The sequence below is a fragment of the Acinetobacter sp. genome (assembly GCF_050285345.1).
In the GTDB taxonomy this organism is placed as follows: Bacteria; Pseudomonadota; Gammaproteobacteria; order Pseudomonadales; family Moraxellaceae; genus Acinetobacter.
Map to the genome: position 1 here is coordinate 1 of NZ_JBLZXR010000013.1, position 4,887 is coordinate 4,887.

Annotated in this window: 4 protein-coding genes and 1 pseudogene; 2 read left to right on the forward strand and 3 right to left on the reverse strand. The window is 43.8% G+C overall.

The annotated features are described in order from the left end of the window. The first annotated feature begins 145 nt into the window (after positions 1-145). Both ACN6OV_RS00940 and ACN6OV_RS00945 read left to right on the forward strand, forming a co-directional pair. The gene (locus tag ACN6OV_RS00940) at positions 146-361 is read left to right on the forward strand and encodes a TOBE domain-containing protein (protein ID WP_427948857.1); all 216 of its coding nucleotides are present in this window, start codon (positions 146-148) and stop codon (positions 359-361) included. Between the two features lie 43 nt (positions 362-404). Continuing rightward, a complete protein-coding gene (locus ACN6OV_RS00945) occupies positions 405-1,226 on the forward strand; it encodes an ABC transporter ATP-binding protein (RefSeq protein WP_427948859.1) in 822 nt (273 codons plus the stop codon). Positions 1,227-1,350: 124 nt separating this feature from the next. Here ACN6OV_RS00945 and ACN6OV_RS00950 read toward each other — a convergent pair whose 3' ends face one another. From ACN6OV_RS00950 to ACN6OV_RS00960, 3 genes and pseudogenes are all read right to left on the reverse strand, one after another. After that, positions 1,351-2,718, reverse strand: a complete 1,368-nt coding sequence (locus ACN6OV_RS00950) for an LLM class flavin-dependent oxidoreductase (RefSeq protein ID WP_427948861.1) — start codon at positions 2,716-2,718, stop codon at positions 1,351-1,353. Between the two features lie 252 nt (positions 2,719-2,970). Then, the gene (locus ACN6OV_RS00955; RefSeq protein ID WP_427948863.1) at positions 2,971-4,332 is read right to left on the reverse strand and encodes an LLM class flavin-dependent oxidoreductase; all 1,362 of its coding nucleotides are present in this window, start codon (positions 4,330-4,332) and stop codon (positions 2,971-2,973) included. A gap of 311 nt (positions 4,333-4,643) precedes the next feature. Then, positions 4,644-4,887, reverse strand: a pseudogene (locus ACN6OV_RS00960) (hypothetical protein); the annotation flags it as partial.

The window sequence follows — 4,887 nt, forward strand, 5'->3', positions numbered from 1 at the left end:
GCTTTCAGGTATAAATTAAAGCTGGGATTATTTATCTGTTTTAAAGATAAAAAAAATAAGGATAACTAAAGGATAAATCAAGATAAAGCAACCCACTAATCTGTTTTATATTAGAGATCTCTAAATAACAACAGGCATAATTAAAATGGCAATTACTTCAGTAAATGTGCGTAACCAGTTTAAAGGTATTATTAATGAAATTGTCGAAGGTCCAGTGGTTTCTGAAATTGATGTAGAAACCAAAGCCGGCTTTTTCACTTCAGTCATTACCACACGATCAGTTAAAGACCTTGATTTAAAAATTGGTTCAGAAGTCGTCGTGTTAATTAAATCGACTGAAGTATCTTTGGCAAAACTCTAAGCTTTTGCCAAGCGACATGCAATCTGAATAAAAGAGAATAAAGATGAGCTTACAACATGCCGGTTCGGTTTCTATTCAGCAGTTAAGTAAGCACTATCCCACACAAAAAAATGAGGACTTAACCGTTCTGGATGATATTAATCTGGACATCAAACCGGGTGAGTTCATCAGTATTGTGGGCAGTAGTGGTTGCGGTAAATCCACCTTGTTACGTTTGCTGGTCGGTCTTGAACGCCAGTACAAAGGCAATATCCTGGTTGATGGACAACCGATTCAGGGCACCAGTCTGGAACGTGGAATCGTGTTCCAGGACCACCGACTTTTCCCTTGGCTTACGGTACGTGAAAATGTCCGTATCGCTTTGCATAAAAGTCAGTACACCCGTGCGCAGGAAGATGAACTGATTGACCAGCATCTGGAATTGGTTAACCTAACCAAGTTCAAAGATGCTTATCCATCACAGCTTTCAGGCGGGATGAACCAGCGTGTGGCGATTGCCCGCAGTCTGGTGAATCGTCCCCAGATTTTACTGCTGGATGAGCCATTTGGTGCACTGGATGCCTTAACCCGTCAAAATCTACAGGATGAGTTACAGCGCATTTGGCAAGCCGAAAAAATTACCATGATTATCGTAACTCACGATGTGGAAGAAGCGGTCTTTTTGGGTGATCGCGTGGTGGTGATGCAGCCGCATCCGGGCCGGATCAAACGTATTGTCGATGTACAAGTTCCGCATCCGCGTAAACGTGAAGACCTGCGTTTGACCAATATTAAAAATGATATTTTGACCGACTTTAGCGATCCAGTGAAAGATCAGCTGATTGAACCGATCCATAGTTTTGCCGATTATAAATTTGCTTGGTAATCCGCAGATTCAAACCGCTAGCCTTGGAAACAAGGCTTTTTTAATACCTGTAAATTTTAAAATCTAAAATTACAAACATAAAAAAATGCCCTGCAGGGCATTTTCTTTTTGGCAAATCTTTTCTTTATGAGGCCTGAGCCGTATGACGCTTTTCCAGCACATACTGGTTTTCAGGACGTTTTAAACCTAAGTTTTCACGTAAAGTTGTGCCTTCATATTGGGTACGGAACAGGCCGCGGCGTTGCAGTTCAGGTACCACCAGATCAACAAAATCATCCAGGCTGGCAGGCGTAGTTGGCGGCAGAATGTTAAAGCCATCTGCTGCTTCATTTTCAAACCAGGCTTGCAGTTCATCAACCACCTGTTCTGGCGTACCAATAATGGTCCAATGACCACGTGCACTTGCCACCCATTGATAAAGCTCACGAATGGTGAAATTGTTTTTACGTGCAATCTCTAGAATCAGCTGGTTACGGCTGGCACCATTCTGTATTTGCCCAATATGCTCAGGCAGGGGCTGATCCAGATCAAATTGTGACAGGTCTTCGGTAAAACCGCCCAGTTGCTGGATTAAAGACAGACCCAAAGTCGGGTGAATATAGCTGTTCAGTTCATCATATTTGGCACGTGCTTCTTCTTCTGTCTTGCCAACAAAAATGGATACGCCCGGCATGATTTTCAGGTCATCGGCATGGCGGCCATATTTGGCTAAACGGCCTTTTACATCACGGTAGAAGGCTTGGGCGTCTTCCAGTTTTTGTTGTGCCGTGAAAATCACTTCCGCGAATTTTGCAGCCAGTTCACGGCCATCTTCCGATTGACCCGCCTGGACAATCACCGGATAACCTTGTGGTGAGCGTGCCACATTCAGTCCGCCATGCACGGCTAAATGCTTGCCTTTAAAACGTGGTGGATGCAGTTTGTCACCGTCAAAGAATTGTCCGGTTTCCTTATTGTATTCAAAGGCATCATCTTCCCAGGAATCCCAAAGTTTTTGTGCCACTTCAATGAACTCATCGGCACGTTCATAGCGTTCTTTCGGATGTGGAGCATCGTTTAAACCGAAGTTTTTGGCTACATGTGCACCGGCAGTGGTCACAACATTCCAGGCAGCACGACCTTCGGATAAATGATCCAGTGACGCAAATTTACGTGCCAGACTGTATGGCTCTTCATAAGTAGTTGAGGCAGTGGCAATAAAGCCAATATTTTTGGTCACTGCTGCTAGTGCAGAAAACAGGGATACAGGCTCAAGTCCTGCAGAAAAACCGCCGGTTAAACCCAGATTCGGGGTGGTATCCGGATCAACAGTCACCGGAACATCAGCAAGGAAATAGGCGTCAAACAAGCCGCGTTCAGCCGTTTTCGCCAGTTCAATAAAATAGTTTAAATTGTGGCTGTCTTGTGGACGCGCTTGCGGATGGCGCCAGCCTGCAACGTGTTGAGAAGTTCCAGGTACAAAAGCACCGAGGCGAATTTGACGTTTAGACATATGGAAACCTGTTTGATGTTGTTAATTATGGCTTTATATAGTTCAAAGAGCGTGCCAATAAAATAAATATTAAAAATCATGTATTTAGTAATTTATATTTAATTTGTTGTTGTTATATCAACAGCTTGTCTGTTGTTCTGTTGCCATGAGTTCAGCTTAAAACTTGCATTAAATATGCTAAGGATGAAAAAGGCATAATTTTTTTATGGGTATAAAACACATGCCCCAACTGGAGCATGTGCCTTCAGGTCATTAAGATGCCTTGTTTGCCTGTTTGGCAAGTACATATTGATTTTCAGGACGTTTTAAACCCAGGTTTTCACGCAAGCTTGAGCCTTCGTATTCAGTACGGAACAGGCCGCGACGTTGCAGTTCAGGCACAATGAAATCAACAAAATCATTCAAGCCAGCAGGGGTGGTCGGTGGCAACACGTTAAAGCCATCCGCGCCCTCATTTTCAAACCAGGTTTGCAGCTCATCCACCACCTGTTCTGGTGTACCAATCAGGGTCCAGTGACCACGTGCAGAGGCAATGTATTCATACAGCTGACGGATGGTGAAGTTATGGCGGCGGGCAATATCGATCATCATTTGCTGACGGCTGGAAAAGTTGATGTCGGCATCTTCCAGTTTCGGGAACGGCGCATCCAGATCAAATTTGTTTAAGTTGATTCCGCCTGCAAGACCAGACAACAGACTCAGACCGACTTCGGGATGAATCAGGCTATTCAGCAGCTGGTATTTTTCTTGAGCTTCTTGTTCAGTTTTGGCTACAAAAATAGACACACCCGGCATGATTTTCAGGTCATCCGGTTGACGGCCATATTTTAACAGGCGGCTTTTCACATCACGGTAGAATTCCTGGGCATCTTCTAGGCTTTGCTGCGCGGTAAAGATCACTTCGGCATATTTACCAGCAAGTTCACGGCCATCTTCAGACTGACCTGCCTGTACAATCACAGGATAGCCTTGCGGTGGACGAGAGACATTCAGTGCACCCTGGACATTGAAGTATTTTCCTGCATGTAATGGCTCATGCAGTTTGCTGGCATCGAAGAATTGGCCATCTTCTTTATTATAAATGAAGGTGTCATCTTCCCAGGAATCCCAAAGTTTTTGCGTCACTTCAATAAATTCATCGGCACGTTCATAACGGACTTTGGCATCAGGATGCTTTTCTAGGCCGAAATTTCGTGCGGTGTCAGCAGAGGCAGTCGTTACAACATTCCAGGCTGCACGCCCTTTGGAAATATGATCTAAAGATGCAAATTTACGTGCCAAAATGTATGGATCTTCATAGGTGGTTGAAGCCGTCGCAATAAAGCCAATATTCTTGGTTACTGTGGAAAGTGCTGCAAATAGGGTAACCGGTTCAAAGCCAACACCTTTATCGCCCAAACCCTTTTCGCCTTCAATCGCATAACCCCAACGTACCGACAAACCATCTGCCAGGAAATAGGCATCAAACAAGCCGCGTTCAGCTGTCTGTGCAAGTTCAATCACATAATCAATGCTGAGATGATCTTGCGGGCGAGATTCAGGATGGCGCCAGCCGGCAACATGCTGTGAAGTGGTAGGAATAAAGGCACCGAGTTTAATTTGACGTTTTGACATTGTTATAGCCTGTACATTGTTATAAGTAATCAAAACAGCTGTTTCAAACATTGTGCCAAGTTAAATAATTATAAAAAACAGTATGTTATTTTTGGTTTTATTTTGATGTGTTTAAGAATCAGCACCAATCAGGCGCTTTTGTTTCAAAGCAAACAGTAGAAAAAATGCAGTGCTTATATGAAATGCTTTTTATCGTTGAGCAGAGGCTTTCGGCGGTAATTTTTATACAAAAGATTAAAAATAAGGTGTGATTCAAAAATATAAAAAATGCCCCGTAGGGCATTTTGATTATAGAGACTGATAGAGACTTTTTAAGAGGCTGCGGCAGTGTTCTGTTGAGCGATAACATACTGATTTTCCGGACGTTTTAAGCCCAGGTTCTCACGCAGCATCGTACCTCCATATTCAGTCCGGAACAGGCCACGACGCTGTAGTTCAGGCACAATAAACTCGACAAAATCATTCAGACCAGCCGGGGTAGTCGGTGGCAACACATTAAAGCCATCCGCTGCTTCATTTTCAAACCACTCCTGTAATTGATTCACCACCTGCTCA